This window comes from Cloacibacterium rupense (assembly GCF_014645495.1).
GTDB lineage: Bacteria > Bacteroidota > Bacteroidia > Flavobacteriales > Weeksellaceae > Cloacibacterium > Cloacibacterium rupense.
Genome location: NZ_BMLV01000001.1, coordinates 369,289 through 390,378 on the forward strand (window position 1 = coordinate 369,289; position 21,090 = coordinate 390,378).

At 31.4% G+C, this 21,090-nt stretch carries 20 protein-coding genes; 17 read left to right on the forward strand and 3 right to left on the reverse strand.

Annotated features, from left to right (window positions below; translation table 11 throughout):
* Nucleotides 1-391: 391 nt before the first annotated feature.
* The 11 genes from gpmI (at nucleotide 392) to IEW40_RS01720 (ending at nucleotide 10,636) form a co-directional block, all read left to right on the forward strand.
* Nucleotides 392-1,921, forward strand: a complete 1,530-nt coding sequence (gpmI, locus tag IEW40_RS01670) for a 2,3-bisphosphoglycerate-independent phosphoglycerate mutase (RefSeq protein WP_188616338.1) — start codon at nucleotides 392-394, stop codon at nucleotides 1,919-1,921.
* An 85-nt stretch (nucleotides 1,922-2,006) separates the two neighbouring features.
* Entirely contained in the window at nucleotides 2,007-4,691 is a 2,685-nt protein-coding gene (locus IEW40_RS01675) for a sensor histidine kinase (protein ID WP_188616339.1), read from the forward strand.
* 69 nt (nucleotides 4,692-4,760) lie between these two features.
* Nucleotides 4,761-5,426, forward strand: coding sequence for a response regulator transcription factor (locus IEW40_RS01680; RefSeq protein WP_188616340.1), 666 nt, complete (start codon nucleotides 4,761-4,763; stop codon nucleotides 5,424-5,426).
* A gap of 120 nt (nucleotides 5,427-5,546) precedes the next feature.
* Nucleotides 5,547-7,151, forward strand: a complete 1,605-nt coding sequence (locus IEW40_RS01685) for a hypothetical protein (protein WP_188616341.1) — start codon at nucleotides 5,547-5,549, stop codon at nucleotides 7,149-7,151.
* Between the two features lie 251 nt (nucleotides 7,152-7,402).
* Nucleotides 7,403-7,600: a hypothetical protein gene (locus IEW40_RS01690; protein WP_188616342.1), complete on the forward strand. Its 198-nt coding sequence runs from the start codon at nucleotides 7,403-7,405 to the stop codon at nucleotides 7,598-7,600.
* On the forward strand, nucleotides 7,563-7,715 hold the full coding sequence (locus IEW40_RS01695) for a hypothetical protein (RefSeq protein ID WP_188616343.1): 153 nt from the start codon (nucleotides 7,563-7,565) through the stop codon (nucleotides 7,713-7,715). The genes IEW40_RS01690 and IEW40_RS01695 overlap by 38 nt, the downstream gene beginning before the upstream one ends.
* 11 nt (nucleotides 7,716-7,726) lie before the next feature.
* On the forward strand, nucleotides 7,727-7,882 hold the full coding sequence (locus IEW40_RS01700) for a hypothetical protein (protein ID WP_188616344.1): 156 nt from the start codon (nucleotides 7,727-7,729) through the stop codon (nucleotides 7,880-7,882).
* 13 nt (nucleotides 7,883-7,895) lie between these two features.
* Nucleotides 7,896-8,378, forward strand: coding sequence for a YbjN domain-containing protein (locus IEW40_RS01705; protein WP_188616345.1), 483 nt, complete (start codon nucleotides 7,896-7,898; stop codon nucleotides 8,376-8,378).
* A gap of 86 nt (nucleotides 8,379-8,464) precedes the next feature.
* Nucleotides 8,465-8,896, forward strand: a complete 432-nt coding sequence (locus IEW40_RS01710; protein WP_188616346.1) for a BT0820 family HAD-type phosphatase — start codon at nucleotides 8,465-8,467, stop codon at nucleotides 8,894-8,896.
* A gap of 90 nt (nucleotides 8,897-8,986) precedes the next feature.
* Nucleotides 8,987-9,796 carry a type I methionyl aminopeptidase gene (map, locus tag IEW40_RS01715; protein WP_188616347.1) on the forward strand — a complete coding sequence of 270 codons (810 nt, stop codon included), beginning with the start codon at nucleotides 8,987-8,989 and terminating at the stop codon, nucleotides 9,794-9,796.
* 75 nt (nucleotides 9,797-9,871) lie between these two features.
* Entirely contained in the window at nucleotides 9,872-10,636 is a 765-nt protein-coding gene (locus IEW40_RS01720) for a class I SAM-dependent methyltransferase (protein WP_188616348.1), read from the forward strand.
* 29 nt (nucleotides 10,637-10,665) lie between these two features.
* On the opposite strand, the gene IEW40_RS01725 is transcribed toward IEW40_RS01720, so the two are convergent.
* From IEW40_RS01725 to IEW40_RS01735, 3 genes are read right to left on the reverse strand one after another with little or no spacing between them, the layout of a single operon-like run.
* On the reverse strand, nucleotides 10,666-12,426 hold the full coding sequence (locus tag IEW40_RS01725) for an aromatic amino acid hydroxylase (RefSeq protein WP_188616349.1): 1,761 nt from the start codon (nucleotides 12,424-12,426) through the stop codon (nucleotides 10,666-10,668).
* A 16-nt stretch (nucleotides 12,427-12,442) separates the two neighbouring features.
* Nucleotides 12,443-12,850, reverse strand: coding sequence for a 6-pyruvoyl trahydropterin synthase family protein (locus tag IEW40_RS01730; RefSeq protein WP_188616350.1), 408 nt, complete (start codon nucleotides 12,848-12,850; stop codon nucleotides 12,443-12,445).
* Nucleotides 12,851-12,870: 20 nt separating this feature from the next.
* Nucleotides 12,871-13,569: an SDR family NAD(P)-dependent oxidoreductase gene (locus IEW40_RS01735; protein WP_188616351.1), complete on the reverse strand. Its 699-nt coding sequence runs from the start codon at nucleotides 13,567-13,569 to the stop codon at nucleotides 12,871-12,873.
* Between the two features lie 192 nt (nucleotides 13,570-13,761).
* Here IEW40_RS01735 and era point away from each other — a divergent pair, with 192 nt between their 5' ends.
* The 6 genes from era to IEW40_RS01765 all read left to right on the forward strand — a co-directional run bounded on the left by era (nucleotide 13,762) and on the right by IEW40_RS01765 (nucleotide 21,026).
* Nucleotides 13,762-14,637 (forward strand): GTPase Era, encoded by an 876-nt coding sequence (gene era / locus IEW40_RS01740; RefSeq protein WP_188616352.1) that lies wholly within the window; start codon nucleotides 13,762-13,764, stop codon nucleotides 14,635-14,637.
* A 159-nt stretch (nucleotides 14,638-14,796) separates the two neighbouring features.
* Nucleotides 14,797-15,207, forward strand: a complete 411-nt coding sequence (locus IEW40_RS01745) for a DoxX family protein (RefSeq protein WP_188616353.1) — start codon at nucleotides 14,797-14,799, stop codon at nucleotides 15,205-15,207.
* Between the two features lie 255 nt (nucleotides 15,208-15,462).
* Nucleotides 15,463-17,865: an alpha/beta hydrolase family protein gene (locus IEW40_RS01750; protein ID WP_188616354.1), complete on the forward strand. Its 2,403-nt coding sequence runs from the start codon at nucleotides 15,463-15,465 to the stop codon at nucleotides 17,863-17,865.
* 124 nt (nucleotides 17,866-17,989) lie between these two features.
* Entirely contained in the window at nucleotides 17,990-19,096 is a 1,107-nt protein-coding gene (locus IEW40_RS01755; RefSeq protein ID WP_188616355.1) for a pyridoxal phosphate-dependent aminotransferase, read from the forward strand.
* A gap of 12 nt (nucleotides 19,097-19,108) precedes the next feature.
* A complete protein-coding gene (locus IEW40_RS01760; protein ID WP_188616356.1) occupies nucleotides 19,109-19,690 on the forward strand; it encodes an alpha-ketoglutarate-dependent dioxygenase AlkB family protein in 582 nt (193 codons plus the stop codon).
* 154 nt (nucleotides 19,691-19,844) lie between these two features.
* A complete protein-coding gene (locus IEW40_RS01765) occupies nucleotides 19,845-21,026 on the forward strand; it encodes an acyl-CoA dehydrogenase family protein (protein WP_188616357.1) in 1,182 nt (393 codons plus the stop codon).
* Nucleotides 21,027-21,090: the final 64 nt, after the last annotated feature.

Here is a 21,090-nt window from a genome sequence, read left to right on the forward strand (position 1 = left end):
AAAGTGAAAAATAGGCTTAAAAGAGCAAAAAAATAATGTAAAGATAATTTTTAAGAGTTATAAACTTTTTTTTCGATAAAATTTAAACAGGCTCTTAATTCCCTTTTTTAAAAACACTCCTTATTTTTCACATCATAGCATCCTCATTTACCCTACGATTTAAAGCTATGATAATAGTAGGTTAAAGTATGGTTGTAGTATAGTTGTAGTATAGTAAATATTTAAATAACTCATATAAAAAGGAGAGATAACTCCTATAAAAATCATCTTTAATCAATCCTAAATGAAATAAATTTGGTGTTCTATTTATAGATATGATAAAAATCTTTAGTATTTAAAAATGGATAGCATATAAATTTTGTAAATTTGCATCACAAAAAAATTGAATACAATGGCTAAAAAAGCAATTCTAGCAATTCTAGACGGATGGGGTTTGGGAACCAATAACAATGTATCTGCAATTTATCAAGCTAATACTCCTTTTATGGATGCTTGTATGGAAAAATTTCCTACAACTACCTTAGAAGCTTCTGGTTTGGCAGTAGGTCTTCCAGACGGACAAATGGGGAATTCAGAAGTAGGACACATGAATTTGGGCGCAGGTAGAGTAGTTTACCAAAATTTAGTAAAACTAAATATGGCTGTAGATAATGGCAGTCTCGGAAAAGAAAAAGGAATAATAGCTGCATTTAACTATGCCAAAGAAAATCATAAAAAAGTTCATTTTATAGGTTTGGTGTCTAATGGTGGAGTACACTCTCATATCAATCACCTAAAAGGTTTACTTACCGCAGCCAAAGAAAATGGATTAGAAGAAAACGTATTTGTACATGCATTTACAGACGGTAGAGATTGCGACCCAATGTCTGGCAAAGGTTTCATAGAAGAATTAATTGACCATATGAAATCTAGTACAGGTAAATTAGCTTCTGTGGTGGGTAGATATTTTGCCATGGATAGAGACAAAAGATGGGAGAGAGTAAAACTAGCGTATGACGCAATGGTAAATGGAGTAGGTGAAATTACCAAAAATCCTGTAGAAGCTATTGCAAAATCTTATGCAGAAGGTGTTACAGACGAATTCTTAAAACCAATTATCGTTTCAGAAAACAATCATTTACCTACTGCCAAAATAGAAAATGGTGATGTCGTCTTTTGTTTTAATTTCCGTACAGACAGAGGTAGAGAAATTACAGAAGTTCTTTCTCAACAAGATTTCCCTGATTTTGGAATGCAAAAGCTTGACCTATACTATGTTACTCTTACCAATTATGATGAAACTTTCAAAAATGTAAATGTAATTTTTGATGAAGAAGTACTTTCTCAGACTATGGGAGAAGTGCTAGAATCTGCAGGCAGAAGTCAAATAAGAATAGCTGAAACAGAGAAATATCCTCACGTTACTTTTTTCTTCTCAGGCGGAAGAGAAAAAGAATTTGTTGGTGAAAGAAGATTACTTTGCCCAAGTCCGAAAGATGTACCAACTTATGATTTAAAACCAGAAATGTCTGCTTTTGACATCAGAGATGCTATTGTTCCAGAATTAGAAAAAGAATCAGCAGATTTTATTTGTCTTAATTTTGCTAATGCTGATATGGTAGGACACACTGGTGTTTTCGAAGCGGCGGTTAAAGCTTGTGAAGCAGTAGACCAATGTATAGAAGCGGTAGCAACCACAGCCTACGAACACGGATACGCTGTATTTATCTTAGCAGACCACGGTAATTCTGATTATATGATTAATCCAGACGGAAGCCCTAATACTCAACACTCTACAAACTTAGTTCCTTTGGTTGTGATGGATAAAGACCACACATGGAATTTAAAACCAGGTAAATTAGGAGATGTAGCGCCTTCTATTTTAAAAGTAATGGGCGTAGAAATCCCTGAAATTATGACAGGAGAAGTTCTTGTTTCTTAAAAATTAAATTATCTTTTTTTTGAAGTTTATTAATTTTTAGGATTTTACATAAAATTTATTTAATTTTAGCCAACTAATGTTCATTATGTTGGCTATTTTTATTTATCTCTTCAAAAACAATAGGCTAAAAATACTAGTCAGCATTTCCCTTTTATTTTTTTTTAATACTTATTTCTCCCAAAAAGCATCATTATTTGAAAATGTTACAGAAAGTGAAGGATTACCGAGTAACTACATATTTTGTGCAGCCGAAGACCAAAATTCTACATTGTGGTTAGGTACAGACAAAGGTCTTATCACATACCAAGATGGTAAATGGTTTGCACTAGATGTAGATACAGGTATGCCTGGTAATTATATCAATAAGATGATTGCTGATAATAAAAAAGGACTGCTTTTACATATCTCAGAATTAGGTCTCTACTATTTCAATACTGATACCAAAACTTTAATGAAAAGGTATAATGAAATTGATAATGAAAGATTTGTAGATATCAAACAAGCTAATAAGAATCATAATTTCATAATAGTTAAAACAGTTACACCAAATGATAACAAGAGTAAGTACTATGCATTTGATAGAAACAAAATCTATAATTTAACAAAATTAATATACAATAATAATCAAAATTCATTAGCATTAGAGAACGGCTTAGTAATCTCAGATTTGAATATTTTTCAACCAAAAAATAAATTAGTTTTTCAAGATTATCTTTATGAACAAAACACATTTGGGGTAATCAGAAAAAAAAATAATATAGCCATTGATACGCTTTCCGAAGAAAATGGCTTGGCAAGTAATTACATTAGTGACATTATAAAAAGAAACAATGGAGATATTTTTATAACCACATTAGGAGGGGGTATTTCTATTCTTAAGAAAAACAATCCTAAGATTTCTTTTCTAAATAAAACCATAAGCGTAAGAGATGCTTTTTATGTCGATAAAAAGAAATACATACTTTCGGATGGTTATTTGTACATTTTAAAAGATAACAAAATAGAGAAAAAACATTTTCTTAGAAAGGATGCCCTTAGTTTTTTTATTTCAGGAAACGAATTGATAATAGGAAGTTTTGAAGGGTTACATTTTTATTCTCTAGAGCCTGAACTCCGTTTACTTAGAACATATCCTATTACAACAGGTATCTCAAAAATTATAAAAAAAGACAATAAAATTATTTTTTCTACCTACGGAAATGGGATTAAAGTTTTAGAAAATAATAAATTAAAAACATATCTTAACAAGTATTTTAACAACATAGAAAATATGTTTGAAAGCCCTAAAGGGTATATTATAACATCTTATGAATATGGAGCCTGCTTATTAGATAAAAATTTCAAAGTTCTAAATTATTTAAATAAAGAAAAAGGACTAGAAAGTAATTTTGTAACCTATGCCTATAATGATGCAGACTCTACTTACATTGGCACAAAAAAAGGAGTTACAGTATTCTACAAAGATGCTACTATTTATAAATTCAGTTCTAACAAAGATTTTGGAGGTAATATAGTGAGATATATTTTTCGAGATAAAAAAAATAAAATCTGGATTTTAACAGATAAATATCTTTATAGAAAATATAAAAATTCATACCAACCTCTTGGTTCTTTAAGATTAACAGATGATACCAAAGATAGAGTTCTTGATGGCGTATACTCTCCCAATGAAAATGAACTATTAATAATTACTAAAAGTAAATTTTCAATATTTAATTTAGATAAAGTAATTCCTAATAAAAACTCATATCCAGTAATTTTAGAAAAAATAATTTTAGAAGGTAATATCATTAATCCTAGAAATAACATTAAATTTACTGATAGTGATAAAAATATCTATTTCATCTTCAAATCGGTAGACAAAGAAATTTTTTCAAAATCTAGATTGTTTTACAAAATTAACAAAGATCCTTGGAAGCCATTTACACAACCTAGGTCTCTTAAGTTCTATCATTTAGAAAGAGGATATTATACACTTCAGATCAAATCAATCAATGATGATGGGTATGAAAATTATTTACAAAAACCTATTAAGTTTAAAGTTATTGGTCCTTTCTACATCAGATGGTGGTTTATTTTGTTATCTGGAGTAATTGCCAGTTTTTTAATTTATAATTATGTAAACGAGAGAAACAAAAGAAAATATGTAAAAAGGCTTAATGACCTTAGAGTAAAACATCAGATAGAAAACGAAAGAAAAAGAATTAGCAGAGACTTACATGACAATATTGGTGCATACGTAACAAGTCTAATTTCTAAGATAGATTCATTAAAAGCAGTCCCATCAAATAACTCATCAGAAGTAAGTTATAATGATGTAAGATTAGACGCAGAACATATACTCGCCCTATTGAGACAAACAATTTATGTCTTAGGAAATAAGGAAACCAACATTATTGCGCTTTATGATAACTTCAAGGCATACGCCCTTAAGTTTCTGCAAACGGATAATATTAGAATTATTTTTGAAGAAAATATAGAAAATAATAAGAAATTAGACCCAACTACCAGTAGTGGTATTTTTAGAATAATGCAAGAAGCTCTCCAGAACATTCACAAACATGCCGGCGCAACAAAAGTAGAAATAAATGTAGTGTCTAAACAAAAAATGGTGATTTTTATAAAAGACAATGGCAAAGGTTTTAATCAAAATGAGTTAAAAACAGGATATGGACTGAAAAATATGAAAGAAAGAGCCATGGAAATAGGTTTCAAATTCAATATCTATTCAGATAATACAGGCACCACTATTGAACTGCTTGAAATCTAAAATACGTAGTTTGATGTATTGATAGGTATCTTTTAAAAAACTAATTTTATAAAATATATAAAAAGTAATATGATTAGTGTAGCCATTGTAGATGATAATCAAATCAATAGAAAGACCATTAAAGATAAACTTTCTCCTTATGAAGACATCAACCTAGTTTTCGAAGCCACAAACGGTGAAGAGTTTTTTGAAAAACTTAAATTCCTTAAAAAAGGAAATTTTCCCCAAGTCGTTTTAATGGACATTGAAATGCCAGTTTTAGATGGTATAGCTGCTATATCCTCAGGTTCTATTAAATATCCAGAGATAAAATATATCGTATTGACCATTTATGCAGATGATGATAAAATTTTCGAAGCTATAAAAGCTGGTGCTAGCGGTTATTTACTCAAAGAAGATAGAGCTGTAAATATCGTAGAAGCCATTTCTAACGTTGTAGAATTTGATGGAATTCCAATGAGTCCTGCAATTGCGAGAAGAGCAATGGATTTACTTAAAGAAGCTCCTAAACCTGCTGCAAGTCTTCAGAACCTTGCAGTTGACCATCAATTAAGTGACAGAGAAATGGAGATACTAAAAGAAGTGGTAAAAGGTTATAATCACCACGAAATAGCAGAAAAACTATTTATAAGTCCTAATACCGTAAGAACACACGTTAATAATATTTATAAAAAACTTCACCTCAATTCCAGAAGTCAAATTATGAATTTGGCATACAAAAATAAGTGGATTTAATGTTTTAATTATTTCATTTTCAAAAAATTATATAAAATCGTATTACAATAAATACGATTTTTTTCGTATAAATAAATTCAAGAAAAATCACCAGATTTACATAAAATATCAATTCATTTTATGAAAACAAGTTTTATTTATTTTCTTTTGTTTTTTCTAAATATTTCAGCACAAGAAAGTCAAAATTCCCTTTGGAATCCTTATGATATGCAATTTACCAGAGACAATAAATACTTGGTAGTCAGTTCACCAAATGATTCTAAAATTTGGAATTTACAAACCAAGGATTGCATTAATGTAACTCCAAATTTCTACAAAGAAACTACCTCCAACAATAATTCTTGGGCATATTTACAAGACGATAATTCGTTTTTCTTTCATCAAACTGTTTTAGGAGACGAAATTTATAAAATAAATCCCGATGGAAAATCTAAAACCACACTTGGTTCTTTAAACGGCGGAAAATATCAAGGGTACACTTTTGATTTTCCTCCTACTTATTTTTTAACTTCAGATATTTTGCTTTGTATTCGTAGTGAAGCAAGTCAAATTCCTTATATTTCTGTAGAAAATGTAGGTGAGAGAAAACCTTTATTTGCCTCAAAAATAGATGGTTATAACAGTTATGACAAATCAAACATGAATTTTCATGTTTTGAAAGGCGATAACAATATTTACTATCTTTTATCTTTCAGAACTTCCCCGAAAAACTCTAAAAACGGAGAAGGAATTGTTACCGAAATTAATTTAGATACCAAAAAAGCAAAAATTTTAGCCAAAGGAATAGAAGTCTATATTGGTGATGATTCTTACAGTGCTTCCAGAATCGAAAAGCTGAAAAAAAGTACAGAAACACCACATTTCATTATTTTGCATTTAGATGATTTTGTGTATGTTATCAGAAAATCTGACGGGAAAATTCTAGATAATCTCGATATTAGAACTCAATTTTCAGAATACGCTTATCCCGAAATTTGTGGCGAAAGAGACGGAAAACTTCTCGTAAGAAATTACGATTTTTCTAAAGATGGCGGGATAAATTTTACCTCACTAGATTTTGATACAAAAGCTAAAATAGAAGATGTTTTGCATTTTGCAATTAATGTTTTAGACATCAAATTTCTACGAACTGCCGTTTCGCGCACTGGGAAAGAATTTGTCATTGCTTGTAACATGAAAGGAGATGATGGTTTTAAGGTGGCTTATATTGATTCTCAAAAATTAACCATGTTAAGAGATAATGCCAATTTGGTAGAAAATTTCTTGAGCGAACAAACCATTGCAAAACAAAAAAATGATGCTGCAAAAGCTCAGAAAACCGAAGAATTGAGAACAAGTACCAAAGAAGAAGCCGTTGCTAGAAATTGGTACGCTATTATTGATAAAGATAATAACCATTACGGAATGGGAATTAGTTTAAAAACAGATAGTTACGGAAATATTTCAGGAGATTTCAACTACAGATTTTCACCTTCAGGAATGGATCATTATCACTGGTATGATGCAATTTATGAAGTTTCTGGGAAATTTATTTCTGAAGACAAATTTACTTTGAAAGTAGAAAGAGCAAAATTTTCTCATGAATATTTTGAAGGTAAATATATGATTACTAATACATTAACTTTTCAAATTGTAGTAAATCCCGAAACCAATTTATATAGAATTTACTGCGAAGAATGGTCTGGTTATTTTGAAGAAGGAGCGGTAGATAGTCATTATTTTTAAATATCTTAAATATGAAAAATAAAATCTTACAATTATTTTTAACAGGAATTTTTCTGTTTTCTTTTACTCAAATTTTGGCTCAAAAAAAATTGAACATTTCTAACTAAACAGCAAACGAAATTTGCCCAAATGTTCAGTTCAATGGTTTCAGAACAGATGACGGAATCGAAAATCTCATCAATAAAATTACTTTACAGATTGGTTTGAAGTTTAATTTTATCCTCATTCCTTGTCCTGAAATTAAAAATGCAATGGCTTTAATCTATAATGATAATTTAAGGTATATTGTTTATGACAAGCCTTTTTTAGACGAAATTTCTAAAAACGTAAAAACCAATTGGAGCAATACCATGATTTTGGCACACGAAATTGGGCATCATCTCAATGGACATACTTTAAGCTTCGGAAACAATGAAGAAAACCCGAAAAGAAGAACTAGAAGCAGATGAATTTGCAGGGTTTATTCTCGGGAAAATGGGTGCTACTAAAAAAGAAGCCATCGCTGCAATGAACGGAATTCCGCATCCTGATTTGTTGATGAATATGATTCTAGCTATACTTTAGAAGGAAGCACTTTGATAGAAGTTTTTCCGTATAATCCTGGTGTTATTGCTAAAGCAAAAGTAGAAATATTGAGTGATAGAGCAATGCTTCTTACCATTATAGATAATGGAGTAGAAGGTTACCAAGGTTTAAAAAGAGTCTACGTAAAATTACCTGAAAACAACTAAAATATAACATATTATGAAAAATTTAAAGAAAATAAAGTTGACAATCGTACTTATTGTTTCGCTTTTCTTATCAAACAAAATTGTTGCCCAACAATTAATAAAAGCTTCAGAAGTTACTCCTGCTTATCTTAAAATTTTTTGTGCTACAAACGGAATTACTGTTTCAGAAATGAAAGATAATTTTATTAAAATTAATAATGGAATAGATATGTATTTAGACATTGATGAGAAAAATGAATACATCATTTTTAATAATAATTATTCATTATCAGACAAAGCAACACCTGCAAAAGCATTAGAACTCGTAAATAAGATTAATTCAGAGGTAGTTTTTATTTCTGCAAGATATCATCAAAAAGAAAATACCATAGAATATCGATACTATTTTTGGATTAAAGATGGGTTTTCTGATCAATCATTAATCAGTGCGCTTGATATTTATAAAGATGCATTTAGTTTTTCTTTAGATAAAGACACAGAAAAGTTAATAAAATAATTTTAATCAAAATTATGACAAAGTGATTGTAAAGGTACAGTCACTTTTTTTATTTCACTATATTTGCAAAAAATTAATATTCATCAATGATTAGTAATAAAAAATTAGCAATAGATTTTGACGGAACAATAGTAGAAGATGCATATCCATCTATTGGTAAACCAAAAACCTTCGCTTTTGATACTTTAAAAAAATTACAGTCCGAAGGTTATAGATTGATACTTTGGACCTACAGACATGGCAAATCTCTAGAAGAAGCCGTAGAGTTTTGTAGAAATAACGGGGTAGAATTCTATTCTGTAAATTCTAGTTTCGAAGGTGAAATTTTTGATTCTGAAACTCAATCTAGAAAAATTGATGCAGATTTATTTATAGATGATAGAAATTTAGGTGGTTTCCCAGGCTGGGGAGAAATCTATAATATTATCAATCAAAGAATTGAATTCAGAGTAGAAGGTGGCGAAGTTTTGGCCTATTCTAAAATGAAAAAAGAAAAAAAGAAAGGTTTATTTTGGTAAAATATATTTGATATTTGATATTTGTGAGCTGAAGTTAATTTATATTGACTAAAATTTCAAATTTCAAACTTCAGATTTCAAATTTGTAGAATGATAATTTTAAAAACAATCGAAGAACTCCGTTTAATGAGAGAAAGCGCTCAGTTGGTTTCTAAAACTTTGGGCATGCTTGCCAAAGAAATAAAACCAGGAGTTACCACTTTACATTTAGACAAACTAGCCCACGATTTTATAAAAGATCATGGTGGTTATCCTGCATTTTTAGGAATGTATGGTTTCCCGAATTCTCTTTGTATTTCTCCCAACGAAGAAGTAGTACACGGTATACCGAATGATAAACCTCTGAAAGAAGGTGATGTACTCTCGGTAGATTGCGGCGTTTATATGAATGATTTCTACGGAGACCACGCCTATTCATTCGAAGTAGGAGAAGTAGCTCCAGAAACCAAAAAATTACTGAAAATCACCAAAGAATCTCTTTACAAAGGTATCGAACAATGTGTACGTGGGAAAAGAGTAGGAGATATTTCTTTCGCTATCCAAAATTATTGTGAAAAAGAAGGTTATGGTGTAGTAAGAGAATTAGTAGGGCACGGTCTAGGAAGAACCATGCACGAAGATCCGCAAGTTCCTAATTATGGGAGAAAAGGCAGCGGAAAAGTCCTAAAAGACGGTATCGTTCTCGCCATAGAACCTATGATTAATTTGGGGACCGAAAAAGTAAAATTCCATAAAGATGGTTGGACGGTAACTACGTTAGACAACAAACCTTCTGCACATTTCGAGCACGACGTAACTATTATCAACGGAAAACCTGTTTTGCTATCTACCTTCAAATATATTTACGATGCTTTGGGAATTACTAGCAACGAAGAAGAACCTTTTACAATGGATTTCTAGATTTTTTGCCGCAAATTTTAATATAATTATCTTGTATTCGTGGTATAAAAATCTGTTCATTTTTAGAATCATTTAATGAAGAAACTTGCCTCTTTTTTACTCAATAAAATTCCAAGACCAATGCTTATTAACCTAAGCATTTTTCTTCGTCCGCTCATTTATTTATTTTTTAAAGGAAATAAATTCACAGACCCAATTGATGGAAAATCTTACAGAAAATTTCTTCCTTACGGTTACGGAAAGCAGCGTGAAAATGCACTTTCGCCAGGAACTTTAAGTTTAGAACGTCACCGTCAGATGTGGCTTTATTTACAAAATGAAACCGATTTTTTCACTAAAAATTATAAAGTTCTGCATATTGCTCCTGAACAAGAATTTTTGAGGAAATTCAAAAAAATGAAAAATCTAGACTATACTTCTGCCGATTTATTTTCGCCAATTGTAGATGTAAAAGCAGACATTCTAGATTTACCTTTCGGTGATGAAAGCTTTGATGTGGTGATTTGTAATCACGTTCTAGAACATATAGAAGACGACAGAAAAGCAATGAGTGAACTCTATAGAGTGATGAAAAAGGGAGGTTGGGGAATTTTGCAAGTTCCAATGAAAAATTCACTAGAAAATTCATACGAAGATTTCACCATTACCAACCCAAAAGAACGCCAAAAACATTTCGGGCAATATGACCATGTTCGTTGGTACGGTATGGATTATTTTAATAGATTAAAATCTGTAGGTTTCGATGCGGAAGCTAATTTTTACTCTCAAAAATATAGCGAAGTTGACATTAAAAGATTTGGTCTCAATAGAAATGAAATTTTACCAGTGGTAAGAAAATAATTTTTCTAAATATAACTACAAAAGCAGCTCTAATAAGGGCTGCTTTTTATTTCTATTAATTCTACACCATTTTTGATTAAATGCGCAATTTCTGGTCGTTTTTCTTTTAATTTTTTTTGATAATCTTTCACCGAATTTATAAGCATATAATCATTGTGAAGCACTGCCAATTCTAGAATTTCTACAGATAGCAACCAATCGTTTGGGTGATTTTGTTTAATTTCATCAAAAATTTCAGACAAACTTTCTATTGAATAATTGTTTTCTCTGATATTTCTTACTTTTTGGTATAATTTTTCTAAACTATCTCTTTCGTCAGATTTTTTCTGCTTGATGGTTTTAGTAGAAGGAACGTGATTTATTCTATCAAAACTAAGAACATCTGCTGGTCCAGAAAACGCAGAAACTACTTCTTTTCCTACTGCCATATCATAAACGCCCCATTCTGGAGAGAAAAGTACCGTTTCGCCGTGGGTTACTGTACAGTTTTTAAATTTAATTAATAGAATTTTTCCCTGAATATTTCTGGTTCCAGTTATGATTTCACCGGTTACTTTTATTCCTCCTTCAAATTCTAAAGTGGTGGTTTTGCCTTCGTAAATATCATAGGCTTTCAGGTCTTTCGGGCTCATATCTTCTATGGAAATATTGATTCCTTTCAGCTTTCCAACAGGTGAACCAAATCCTTCAGAATGAATATTTGTACCGTGACCAATTAATTCTTTTTCTCTATAGGCAAGCGCTGTTTTGCCACTAGTTTGTATATAAATTGGTTTGTTTTCGTGCTCTAAAACATTGGTGAAAACACCAGAAATTTGCAATCCTGTAGAGAGTTCTATTGTACCAAGAGCTTTAGATTCTACTAATTTTTTAGCACCAGAAAGTCCGCCAACTCTCAATGCCATTGTATTGGCAAATTCTTCTAAAACCATACTGAGATGCGCAAAATCTGGAGTTACAAACAATTGTGGTTGTGGTTTAGTAATGTCAAAACTTTGATGAATGGTATTGATATCATAAGGAATTTTCTTCACTTCATTGGTCATGCACCATTCACTTTCTCCGATGGAAGAGAGTAGTCCTGCTCCATAAATTTTAGGATTTTCAACCGTTCCTATTAATCCGTATTCTACCGTCCACCAATGTAGATTTCTAATCAATGCCATTTCAGATGGAGTTCCCATATTATTTTGTAAAAATTCTACCTGTTTTTCGGCTTCTATTATTTTTTCTTGAGGTGTATCTTCGGCTTCTTTTAAAATAGAAAGTAACCTGATGGCTTCGTACAATTCATAATCTCTGGCAGACGAAATGGCTTTGCAACCAATTTCCCCGAAACGTCTCAGATATTCAGCATATTCCGGATTGGCAATAATAGGAGCGTGGCCAGCACCTTCGTGAATAATATCTGGCGCTGGAGTGTATTCTATATGCTCTAATTGTCTGATGTCACAAGCAATCACCAATACATTATACGCCTGAAATTCCATAAAAGCATTGGGCGGAATAAAACCATCTACCGCTACTGCAGCCCAACCAATTTCTTGCAAAATTCTATTCATTCCGTACATATTTGGGATAGATTCTATGCTAATTCCTGTTTTTTTTAGGCCTTCCAAATAAGAATCATGAGCTACTTTAGACAGATAATCTACATTTTTGCGCATTACATATCGCCAAACTGCTTGATTGATGGGCGTATAATCTTCATAGTTCTGAGGGATGATAAATTGCTTCAAATGTTCTGGCAATCGATCAATATGTGGATTACTTTCGAATGATGTTTTCATCAGATTTTATTTAAATTTAATCTTGAATTTCGGCGATGTTATTTTCTGTTTCATAGAGTTTTACAGAAAGTTGATATTCGTTTGGTAATTTGTTTTTTATAGTTTTAAAGATAAATAACGCAATGTTTTCTACCGTAGGATTTAATTCTTTAAAAGCATCAATATCTAAATTCAAATTTTTATGGTCTAGCAATTCTATAATTTCTGTTCTGATAATTTGTTTTAAAATATTCAAGTCAATTACATAACCTGTTTCTTCGGAGATTTCCCCCGAAATAGAGACAAACAAAACATAATTATGTCCGTGGAAGTTAGGATTGCTACATTTTCCGAAAACTTCTACGTTTTTTTCATTAGACCAATTTTTATTAAATAATCGGTGTGCAGCGTTGAAGGTTTCTCTTCTGGTAACTGTTACTTTCATAGATTTTTTCAGAGTTTGCATTAAGGTGTACTTGCAGAAATGCTAAAAATTTTACCATTCATTAATCTTCCATATTTAGTGGCGAAATCCCCTATAAAAACGGCTATTTCTTCGGGATTTATAGTTGCTTTGTAGTCAGGGAAAGCCTGTTGAAGCATTTCGGTATTTACAGCACCAAGACTTAAACAATTGCAGTGAATGTTGTCTTCTTTCAGTTCTTCTGCCAAACATTCTGTAAGGTTGGCTATAGCTGCTTTGCTAGAAGAATAAGCAGAAAGTCCTGCAAATTTAGAAGACCGCTCTATGCCGCCCATGCTTCCGATGTTTACAATATGTGGATTTTTACTTTTTCTAAGACTAGGAACAGTTAATTTTATCAATTTTACAATTGAAAAAAGATTGACTTCAAAAACAGATTTGAAATCTTCTTCGGACATATCCATAAAAGGCTTATTGATGAGCATTCCAGCATTATTGATGAGAATGTCTATGCAATCAGCTTTCTGAATGGCTTTATAAAAATCTGCAGATTCTAGATTTTGGGTAAGGTCACCATCAAAAATTTCTACATTTTCTGGATTAGTGCATTCACTTTTTAATGATTCTAATTGTTTTTTATCTCTAGAAACAGCAAAGATATGATGCATAGAATTTCGGTTGAGATACTTTACAATTTCTCGACCAATACCTTTGCTAGCGCCAGTTACAATAATATTCATTTTAAGAAATATATAATTGGCTAAATATATATTTTTTTTATGAATTGAAAATTTAATTTTTAATAGCAATCGTAAATCTATTCAATTTATGTTTTTAATGAGTAGATATTGATAACTGAACTATCAAACTTAATTCTACCGATATTTTTTTGTGTACCTTTGCAAAACATTAAACTTAATTTTTATTCAATAATGCACAAAGCAGGATTTGTAAATATCGTAGGGAAACCAAATGCAGGAAAATCTACACTTCTCAATCAATTAATGGGTGAGAAGTTGGCCATAGTTACCCAAAAAGCACAAACCACCAGACATAGAATTTTCGGGATTTATAACGAAGAAGATGTACAAATTGTATTTTCTGACACACCTGGAGTTCTAGACCCTAAATACGGTTTGCAAGAAAAAATGATGGATTTTGTAAAAGATTCTTTACAAGATGCAGACGTTTTTCTTTTTATAGTAGATGTTACAGATAAGGATGCACCTAATGAATTTTTGGTAGAAAAACTCAATAAAATCCCTGTTCCTGTACTATTATTGCTCAATAAAATGGATGCTTCTAATCAGGAAGCACTCATAGAAAAAGTAGAATTTTGGCACAATCTGATTCCAAAAGCAGAGATTTTACCTATTTCAGCTTTAGAAGGTTTTAACACAGATATTATTCTACCGAAACTTAAAACTCTTTTGCCTGAAAATCCGCCATATTACGACAAAGACCAGTTCACAGATAAATCTGAACGTTTCTTTGTAAATGAAACCATCAGAGAAAAAATATTGTTGAATTATGACAAAGAAATACCGTATTCTGTAGAAGTAGTCACAGAAATTTTCAAAGAAAAAGAAGGCATTATTTTCATAGACTCTATTATTTATGTAGAGCGTGATACTCAAAAAGGAATTATTATTGGCAACAAAGGTGATGCCATCAAAAAAGTAGGAACCGAAGCCAGAATAGACTTAGAAAAATTCTTTTCAAAGAAAATTCACCTCAATCTTTTTGTTAAGGTGAAAAAAGACTGGCGAAAAAACGAAAGAGACCTCAAAAATTTTGGTTACAGATAATGGGCTCCTTTACAAAAGGAGCTTTTTTTATATAGGTAGGTTTATTTTTTTAATAAAAAAACTTCATTTTAGTGTTATTTTAGATGGGGCAATAAATTTTTGCATATTTTTTTTTGTTATTGATTAAAAATATTAATTTTGAATGTCTAAAAATTTGAAATGAGAAATCTTAACTCAACAGGTTACAACAAAACGCTGTTAGATTGGGCTTTGCTAGCTCTCCGTATTTTTGTAGGTTTAGGAATGCTAACCCACGGTTTTCCAAAACTAATGATGTTGCTTACTGGTAAAATAGAATTTATCAATTTCTTCGGTATCGGTCAAAAAACTTCATTAATTCTTGCCGTTTTTGCAGAAGTTTTATGTTCATTATTTATTTTAATGGGCTTGTTTACTAGGTTTACTGTCATTCCTTTAATTATTACTATGCTGGTGGCTGTATTTATCGTTCATGCTAACCAATCTTTTTCTAAGCAAGAAATGGCATTACTTTATCTTTTTCATTACCTAATAATTTTTGTAGCAGGGCCTGGCAGTATATCCATCGATAGAATGATTACAAGAAAATAAATTGAAAGACGCTTTTTGGCGTCTTTTTTAGTTTTTCATTAATTTTATGGCGCTTTAACACGCTGTCCGCTATATCTTTTTCTCTCCAAAGCTACTCCCAATGCTAGAGAAAAAGGATGCCGCTTCCATCGTTAGCGCAAGTGTAGAACGATAAATAAAATACAGAAAAAATTGTAACTTTCACATCTATCTTGCCACTAATCAATTAGATTTATAACCTACATTTTTAATCCATAATCTATAATTTAAAAAAATATGAGAACCATCAAAATTTCTGTTTTTTTCCTAGCATTATCTATTTTTGGGTTTTCGCAAGAAAATTTAACTTACCAAAAACCTTCTGCAGAAATCCTTCAATTGGCTGATTTCCAAAGAACACCTTCTGTTTCTATGGACAGCAAAAAAGATTGGATGCTTTTTTCTTACAGACCAACTTATAAATCATTAGAAGACCTTAACCAAGAAGAAATGAAATTGGCAGGATTACGTGTAAATCCAGTAACCAATATTTCTAGCACTGTTACGTACATTAATAATCTGAAAATTAGAAAATTCAACGAAAAGCAAGAAACGCAAGTGATTGGATTGCCTCAAAATCCTAAGATTTCTAATATTTCTTGGTCTCCAGATGAGAAAAAAGTGGCATTTACACATACTACAGAAAAAGGAGTAGAATTATGGATTTTAGATGTAGAATCTAGAACAGCCAAAAAATTAACTTCAGACAACCTTAATGCTAATTTAGGTTCACCTTATGTTTGGTTTAGAAATTCTCAAGATTTGTTAATTAGAAAATTACCTGCCAACAGACCAGCGCTTCTAAATGATAAGAAAAACCTTCCAAATGGACCAATTGTTTCGAATGCTGAAGGAAAAGTTTCTCAAAACAGAACCTATCAAGATTTGCTAAAAAATCCTATGGATGAAGCTAATTTCGAGACTTTAACCAAGTCTGAATTAGGTAAAATAAACATCAGCGGAGCTGAAACGCCATTTAAATCTGCTGATATTTACACAGGAATTCAGTTTTCACCAGATGGTAATTACTTGATGGTAACTACAATAAAAAGACCGTTTTCATACATTGTTCCACTTTCTAGATTTCCTATGGTTACAGATATTTTAGACTCTAAAGGAAATATAGTAAAAACCGTAAATGACGTTCCGCTTAATGAGATTATGCCAAAAGGTTTTTCCTCGGTAAGAACGGGCAAAAGAAATATGTCTTGGCGTGCAGATAAACCTGCAAGTTTGTATTTTGTGGAAGCTCTAGATGGTGGTGACCAAAGCAAAAAAGAAAATTATAGAGACGAAGTTTTTACTTGGGATGCGCCATTTACTGAAACTCCAAAATCCTTAATGAAAACCAAACAACGTTTTGCAGGAATTCAGTTCGGGAACGAAGAGAATGCAATTGCGTATGATTCTTGGTATGACACACGTTCACAAAAAACTTATTTCCTGAATCCAAAAACTGGAGAATCTAAAGAAATCGCCGATAGAAACTCGCAAGATGTTTATGCAGATCCAGGGAATTTTCAAACCGATAAAAATGAATTCGGACAATACGTTATTTCCATAAAAAACGGAAAAGCACACTTAATAGGAGATGGTTTTACAAAGGACGGTCAGTTTCCATTTATTGATGAATTTGACTTTAAAACATTTCAAACCAAAAGATTATATACTTCTAAAACACCCAATGTAAAAGAAGATATTATCGATATTATTGATGCGAATAAAGGAACGGTTTTGGTAACGCAACAGTCTAAAAATCAATATCCTAATTACTTTGTAAGAAATATTAAGAATAATAAAGCAGAAGCAGTAACACAGTTTGCTAATCCTTTTGCAAGTATTTCTACTATTCATAAAGAAGTGATTAAATATAAGAGAAATGATGGAGTAGAGCTAAAAGGAACGCTTTATCTACCAGCAAATTATGATTTCAAAAAGAAACCAAAATTGCCACTTTTGGTTTGGGCTTATCCAGAAGAATTTAAAGATAAAGCAACAGCTGGACAAAACACTGCAAACCCGAATGAATTTACTTTCCCAAGTTACGGTTCATTTATTTATTGGGTAACCAAAGGTTATGCAGTTTTAGATGATGCCAGTTTCCCAATTATTGGTGAAGGCACTACGGAACCGAATGATACTTTTATTCCACAATTGGTAGCGAACGGAAAAGCGGCAATTGATGCAGTCGATCAATTAGGTTATATTGATAGAAATAGAGTAGCTGTTGGTGGACATTCCTATGGTGCATTTATGACTGCTAATTTATTAACTCATTCTGATGATTTTGCGTGTGGAATTGCTAGAAGTGGCGCTTATAACAGAACTTTAACGCCTTTCGGTTTCCAAAGTGAACAGCGTAATTATTGGGATGTTCCAGAAATTTACAACGGAATGTCACCTTTTATGAATGCCAATAAAATGAAAAAACCAATTCTTTTGGTTCACGGTGAAGCAGATAATAATCCTGGTACATTTACACTTCAAACAGAGCGCTATTTCCAAGCATTGAAAAATTTGGGAGCACCTGCCAGAATGGTAATTTTGCCTAAAGAAGCTCACGGTTATGTTGCCAAAGAAAACATTTTACACTTGCTTTGGGAACAAGACCAATTCTTAGAAAAATGTTTAAAAAAATAAGTTGAGACGCGATTTATCGCGTCTTTTTTTTGATGAAAATATTGAAAAATAGAATACTTGACTTCAAACTAATTTAATAAAATTAGAAAGATTTCATTATTTTTAGACAAAATTTAGAATTAATATGAAAATTAACAGAAGAGATTGGTTAAAGACAGCTTTTTTAGGTGGTGCAGCATTGGCTTTTTCTCCTTTAGAGATTTTAGCAAAGCAAACTCCTAATTATTCACTTTTAAAAAATGATGAAGATACTATAAGACTTTGTTTTAATGAAAATCCTTTTGGAGTTTCTCCAAAAGCCATAGAAGCCATGCAAAAAAGTATGACAGATGCTTCTAAATATGATTTTAAATATGCGGATGTTTTAAAAAGTAAATTGGAAGAAAAAAATCAGTTGAATAAAGAAAATTTTTTGGTTTCTGCTGGTTCGTCTTTTCTGCTAGAACTTATTGCAAAGTATGTTTCTATAGATAAAGGTCATATTGTAATTCCTGAACCTTCTTTTACCATTTTTGCGCCTATTACAGAGTTTCTGGGAATGTCAAAAACTGTAGTTCCATTAAATTCTAATAAAGAAATAGACTTAGAATCTATGCTAAAATCTATAAAATCTGATACCAAATTGGTTTATATTTGTAATCCAAATAATCCTACAGGTCATCTTTTGAGTAGAGAAAAAATGGAGAATTTTATTCAAAAAGTTCCAAAAAATGTAACTATTTTAATTGATGAAGCTTATATAGAATTTACCAATCAGCCTTCGCTTTCTGATTTAGTTAATCAATATAAAAATATAATTGTAACCAGAACATTTTCAAAACTTTATGGTTTTGCAGGAGCCAGATTAGGCTATGCTATTGCACACCCTGAATTTCTTAAAAATTTAGAAAAATTACAAAGTTGGAGTGGAGGAGAGATCAGTATCGTAACAATGGCAGGAGGAATTGCAGCATTAGAAGATACGGATTTTACTAATAAAGTTCTTAAAAACAATCAATTAGCTAAAGAATTTACGATAAAAGAATTGAATAAGAAAGGAATTAAAGTGATTTCTTCTGAAACTAATTTCGTTTATTTTTCATTAGAAAATTACAAAGAAGATTATTTTAATCGTTTGAAATCTGCTAAAATTCTTGGAGGAAAAACTTATGAAGATGAAGGAAAATGGACCAGAATAAGCATAGGCACTTTAGAACAAATGCAGAAATATACTAAAGCAGTTTTTGGATAAATTCAACTTCAAATGATTAATCTTTTACCAAAAGACGGAACGGTAGAATATTTAGGGAAAATTTTTACAGAAGAACAAAGTTTCATATATTATGTTAAATTGATAAACGAAATCAATTGGCAAAACGATATTGTAAAAATTTTCGGAAAAGAAATCGTCACCAAAAGAAAAGTGGCTTGGTATGGTGATGAAGCTTTTCAGTACAAATATTCTGGCAAAACCAAAATCGCTGAGAATTGGCTAGATTTTTTAGTTTCTATAAAATCTACGGTTGAAGAAATCTCGGGATGTACATTTAATTCTTGTTTATTGAATTTATATCATAATGGTTCAGAAGCAATGAGTTGGCATTCTGACAACGAAAAAGAAATTTTAGAAAATTCTGCGATTGCCTCAGTAAGTTTTGGAGCTGAAAGAAAATTTGGTTTCAGGCACAATTCTACAAAAGAAGAAATTTCTTTAATGCTTGAGAATGGCTCAGTTTTAATTATGAAAGATGAAATTCAGAAATTTTGGAAACACAAGCTATATACATCAACCAAAATCAAAGAACCAAGGATTAATCTGACATTTAGAACAATAAGTATGAGATAAATTCTAAAATAACAAAATTCCTATAATTTATATTATGTTAAATTGTATTTATTTCGGATGACTTTCAATTACAATATATCTTTTTCTTCTACTTCTCTAAAATTAAATTTGCCACAATCCAAATTATTCTTATTTTTAAAACAAATAATTCAATATGTCTTATTATCCATTACAAAGCATTCCAGATTATTTTGGAATTGATGATTTACTTACCGAAGAACATCAACTAATTCGTCAATCTGTGAGAGATTGGGTTCAAAGTTTTATTATGCCTCAAATAGATGAAGCTGCTCAAAATCACGAAGATATCCCTAATTTAATGAAAGAATTAGGTTCAATTGGTGCACTTGGACCCTATATTCCCGAAGAATATGGCGGAGCTGGTCTTGATCAAATTTCGTATGGTTTGATTATGCAAGAACTAGAACGTGGTGATTCTGCGGTTCGTTCTGCCGCTTCTGTACAAAGTTCTTTGGTAATGTTTCCTATTTTTGAATACGGTTCTGAAGAGCAAAAACGTAAATTTTTACCAAAATTAGCTTCCGGCGAAATGATTGGTGCATTTGGTTTAACAGAACCAAATCACGGTTCTAATCCTGCCGGAATGGAAACCAATTACAAAGATATGGGAGATTATCTTTTATTAAATGGTGCAAAAATGTGGATTACCAATGCCCCACTTTGTGATATTGCTGTAGTTTGGGCTAAAGGCGAAGACGGAAAAGTAAGAGGTATGATTGTAGAACGCAGTTTTGAAGGTTTTACAACTCCTGAAACGCATAATAAATGGTCTCTACGTGCTTCTAAAACTGGTGAATTGGTTTTTAATAATGTAAAAGTTCCTAAAGAAAATCTTTTACCTAATGTAGAAGGTTTGAAAGGACCACTCTCCTGCTTAAATTCTGCCAGATACGGCATTTCTTGGGGAGTTATTGGTGCTGCTATTGATTGTTATTGCACTGCTGTTCAGTATTCTAAGGAGAGAATTCAATTTGGGAAACCTATTGCAAGTTTCCAACTTCAACAGAAGAAATTAGCAGAATTTTTAACCGAAATTACAAAAGCTCAACTCCTTTCTTGGAAATTAGGCGTTCTAAAAAACGACCATAAAGCTACTCCTGCCCAGATTTCGATGGCGAAAAGAAATAATGTAAAAATGGCAATTGATATTGCGAGAGAATCTAGACAAATTCTCGGCGGTATGGGCATTGTAGGAGATTTCCCGATGATGAGACATGCTGCCAATCTAGAATCTGTAATTACTTACGAAGGAACTCATGATGTACATCTTCTGATTACAGGTATGGATATTACAGGAATTAATGCGTTTGGTTGATATATGAAAAAAACTTCAATTTTGTCATTCTGAAAGAATCTCTAAACTATAAATATGATATCGT

Bases quoted from the DNA above. Each gene is read 5' to 3' on its own strand.
- gpmI (WP_188616338.1), top strand. From the start codon at position 392: ATGGCTAAAAAAGCAATTCTAGCAATTCTAGACGGATGGGGTTTGGGA.
- IEW40_RS01675 (WP_188616339.1), top strand. From the start codon at position 2,007: ATGTTGGCTATTTTTATTTATCTCTTCAAAAACAATAGGCTAAAAATA.
- IEW40_RS01680 (WP_188616340.1), top strand. From the start codon at position 4,761: ATGATTAGTGTAGCCATTGTAGATGATAATCAAATCAATAGAAAGACC.
- IEW40_RS01685 (WP_188616341.1), top strand. From the start codon at position 5,547: ATGAAAACAAGTTTTATTTATTTTCTTTTGTTTTTTCTAAATATTTCA.
- IEW40_RS01690 (WP_188616342.1), top strand. From the start codon at position 7,403: ATGGCTTTAATCTATAATGATAATTTAAGGTATATTGTTTATGACAAG.
- IEW40_RS01695 (WP_188616343.1), top strand. From the start codon at position 7,563: ATGAAGAAAACCCGAAAAGAAGAACTAGAAGCAGATGAATTTGCAGGG.
- IEW40_RS01705 (WP_188616345.1), top strand. From the start codon at position 7,896: ATGAAAAATTTAAAGAAAATAAAGTTGACAATCGTACTTATTGTTTCG.
- IEW40_RS01710 (WP_188616346.1), top strand. From the start codon at position 8,465: ATGATTAGTAATAAAAAATTAGCAATAGATTTTGACGGAACAATAGTA.
- map (WP_188616347.1), top strand. From the start codon at position 8,987: ATGATAATTTTAAAAACAATCGAAGAACTCCGTTTAATGAGAGAAAGC.
- IEW40_RS01720 (WP_188616348.1), top strand. From the start codon at position 9,872: ATGAAGAAACTTGCCTCTTTTTTACTCAATAAAATTCCAAGACCAATG.
- IEW40_RS01725 (WP_188616349.1), bottom strand. From the start codon at position 12,426: ATGAAAACATCATTCGAAAGTAATCCACATATTGATCGATTGCCAGAA.
- IEW40_RS01730 (WP_188616350.1), bottom strand. From the start codon at position 12,850: ATGAAAGTAACAGTTACCAGAAGAGAAACCTTCAACGCTGCACACCGA.
- IEW40_RS01735 (WP_188616351.1), bottom strand. From the start codon at position 13,569: ATGAATATTATTGTAACTGGCGCTAGCAAAGGTATTGGTCGAGAAATT.
- era (WP_188616352.1), top strand. From the start codon at position 13,762: ATGCACAAAGCAGGATTTGTAAATATCGTAGGGAAACCAAATGCAGGA.
- IEW40_RS01745 (WP_188616353.1), top strand. From the start codon at position 14,797: ATGAGAAATCTTAACTCAACAGGTTACAACAAAACGCTGTTAGATTGG.
- IEW40_RS01750 (WP_188616354.1), top strand. From the start codon at position 15,463: ATGAGAACCATCAAAATTTCTGTTTTTTTCCTAGCATTATCTATTTTT.
- IEW40_RS01755 (WP_188616355.1), top strand. From the start codon at position 17,990: ATGAAAATTAACAGAAGAGATTGGTTAAAGACAGCTTTTTTAGGTGGT.
- IEW40_RS01760 (WP_188616356.1), top strand. From the start codon at position 19,109: ATGATTAATCTTTTACCAAAAGACGGAACGGTAGAATATTTAGGGAAA.
- IEW40_RS01765 (WP_188616357.1), top strand. From the start codon at position 19,845: ATGTCTTATTATCCATTACAAAGCATTCCAGATTATTTTGGAATTGAT.